General features: G+C 64.9%; 2 protein-coding genes. Both read right to left on the bottom strand.

Features of this window, described 5'->3' with window-relative positions:
• Positions 1–695: CPBP family intramembrane glutamic endopeptidase (locus DFO47_RS21015; RefSeq protein WP_133832933.1), on the bottom strand; the 695-nt coding region annotated here is incomplete at its 3' end.
• A gap of 19 nt (positions 696–714) precedes the next feature.
• Positions 715–1,245 (bottom strand): hypothetical protein, encoded by a 531-nt coding sequence (locus DFO47_RS21010; RefSeq protein WP_133832932.1) that lies wholly within the window; start codon positions 1,243–1,245, stop codon positions 715–717.
• Between the last annotated feature and the right edge of the window lie 268 nt (positions 1,246–1,513).

Genomic DNA, 1,513 nt, shown 5'->3' with positions numbered 1-1,513 from the left:
AGCCCGTAGGTGAGGAGGATGATGTCGCTGCTGATCATGAGGGTCCATCGCCAGGTACTTGTGATGTCTCCGGTCTGCAGGGCGATGTCCGTTACGGCGTGGATGATGATGAGGGGCCATAGGGTGACGCCGCGTAAACGGAGAGCGGCCATGCCCACGCCGAAACATGCTGCGCCTATGACCTGTGCGGCGGTGATGGCAGGGTTGGCGCCGAAGGCGATGTTGGTGAGATGGATCAGGCCGAACAGTCCTGATGAGAGCAGGGCAGCCTTGGTCGGACTCGACGATGCCAGGGTGTCCAGGACCAGGCCGCGGAACCATAGTTCCTCGTAGATCCCGGTGGCCAGGTACCCGATGACGAGGGTGCTGCCCGCCTCCAGGCCCATGTCCTTGAGGCCGGGAGCGAACGGGGCGAGGGCCAGCAGTAAGGGGATGACGAGCAGGACCGGGTGCAGGCGGCCGGAGGTCAGAAGATCCCGGCGGGTCACTGCGACGGTGATCGCGGCGACGGCCGCCATGACCAGCACGGCAACGAAGCGTTGTTGGGTTGCCTCCAGTCCCGGGGCGACCCAGCCGATGAGTAGTGCTGCAAGCAGTGTCAGTGCCGCGGCCAGGCCGGTCAGGGCGAACGCTGTGTACGGGGGCCGTGGGCGGGTGATCAGGTGGGTGTGGGGCATTGGTTGGGTGTGGGTCATCGCGGGTGTTCCTTTCACGTCAGTACTGGCCTGCAGGTTGGGCACCCGCGCGGGTGAAGAGCGGCAGGCTCCGGCAGCGGATGAGTGTTGTGATGACCCGGGCGGTGACCATGGTCAGGGCCATGATGATGAACGCGGCGGTCCATGCGTCGGCGCCGGTGATGGCGTTGCTGATCGAGAAGTCCCGGATGCTGGCCGCGGCCCAGCCGTTGGCCGATTCTGCGAACGCGACCCTGCCGCCAATAACTACCAGCCACAGGAGGGCATACAGTGCCCCGGCCTTGCTTTCCACTGTTCCGTCGGGACGGCGTTTCACCGGCATGAGCAGCGCTGCCAGGATGCCCAGGGCTACCCCGGTGCCGGCTCCGATGAAGTCCAGGGCGACATCGTTGCCGCGGGTTGGAACGTCTGAGAGCAGCCAGGCGCCGGCGACGACGGCCAGGATGATCGGCAGGGCCAGCCGCCGGCGGGTGACCGGCCGGGTGCCCAGATTGGTGGCAAGGATGAAGATCAAAAGGCCGAGGTTGAGCAGCCATTGTGCAGTGGTCATGTGGTGTTTCTCCGGTGCGTCCTGGGCCTGAGAGGCCCGGTGTATGTGCTTTCTTCAAAGCTACGCAGGAGAATTAACCGGCGATTCAGCCCGTCGGTGGATTCCGTGTTGACCGGGTTCTCCACCCTGGGGTGGAGAACCCGGTCCCCGGGTGGAGAACAGACGTGTTCAGCCGGTGACCAGACGGTGGCGGAAGGCGTAGCCAACCAGCTGCGCCCGGTCCCGCATCCCGGTCTTAGCGAGCAAATGATTGACGTGAGTCTTTACC

Source organism: Arthrobacter sp. AG258 (genome assembly GCF_004364695.1).
Taxonomy (GTDB): domain Bacteria; phylum Actinomycetota; class Actinomycetes; order Actinomycetales; family Micrococcaceae; genus Arthrobacter.
This window is presented reverse-complemented; position numbering and strand designations above follow the sequence as displayed.

Coding starts and splice junctions, on each gene's coding strand:
- DFO47_RS21010 (WP_133832932.1), bottom strand. CDS start 1,245: ATGACCACTGCACAATGGCTGCTCAACCTCGGCCTTTTGATCTTCATC.